Annotated in this window: 1 pseudogene; it reads right to left on the bottom strand. The window is 43.7% G+C overall.

What is annotated here, in order from left to right:
• Window positions 1-402: 402 nt before the first annotated feature.
• A pseudogene (cas2, locus tag J3482_RS20185) lies at window positions 403-609 on the bottom strand (CRISPR-associated endonuclease Cas2); the annotation flags it as partial.
• Window positions 610-709: the final 100 nt, after the last annotated feature.

The raw sequence follows: 709 nt of genomic DNA, 5'->3' as shown, positions 1-709 counted from the left end.
TTTCAATCCACGCATCCCTCGCGGGATGCGACTGGTAGCTCGTCAGAATGGTAGCTCAGTACCTTTATTTCAATCCACGCATCCCTCGCGGGATGCGACTCCAACTACTGACCACTACTGTGAGTCCGTATGGATTTCAATCCACGCATCCCTCGCGGGATGCGACTATGTATCGAATGGAGATGGGACGTATTCACAGCGATTTCAATCCACGCATCCCTCGCGGGATGCGACGGCATTTTTCAATAAAAACGCAACTAAACCAACATTTTGTTCATAAAAAATCAAACAAATCCAATAGACTCCTAAAGTAAAATTCACATAAACCCTAATGACAAACCAATATAATCCATTTTCATGGTGCGAATGCCCTCTCTAAATCATGTGCGCTCCACATTCGCACTACCAAATTAAAGGACCATCCAGATCGACCGACTCTTTGATTCCAACATGCTCTACCTTGCTTTTATAGTTATTGCCCAATTGATAAAATCGAAGGCTATCCTGCTCCTCATCAATAAGGTCAATCAACTTTAACTTTAAAGCTGCGTATTGCGTGGCATCAACAACACATTCGAACACTGAATTTTGAACACGCTGACCGTAATTCGGGGCTGCTGAATGATCTATGCAACAACCTTGCTTATGTCGAAATCCGTTCCGAAGAGTTCATCGAGTATGAGCCAAAAAAGAAGCCGTAACCTCTTCT

This window comes from Alicyclobacillus suci (genome assembly GCF_017329615.1).
GTDB classification, from domain to species: Bacteria; Bacillota; Bacilli; order Alicyclobacillales; family Alicyclobacillaceae; genus Alicyclobacillus; species Alicyclobacillus suci.
Note: the sequence above shows the minus strand (reverse complement) of the source record. Positions and strands in the feature narration are given on the sequence as shown.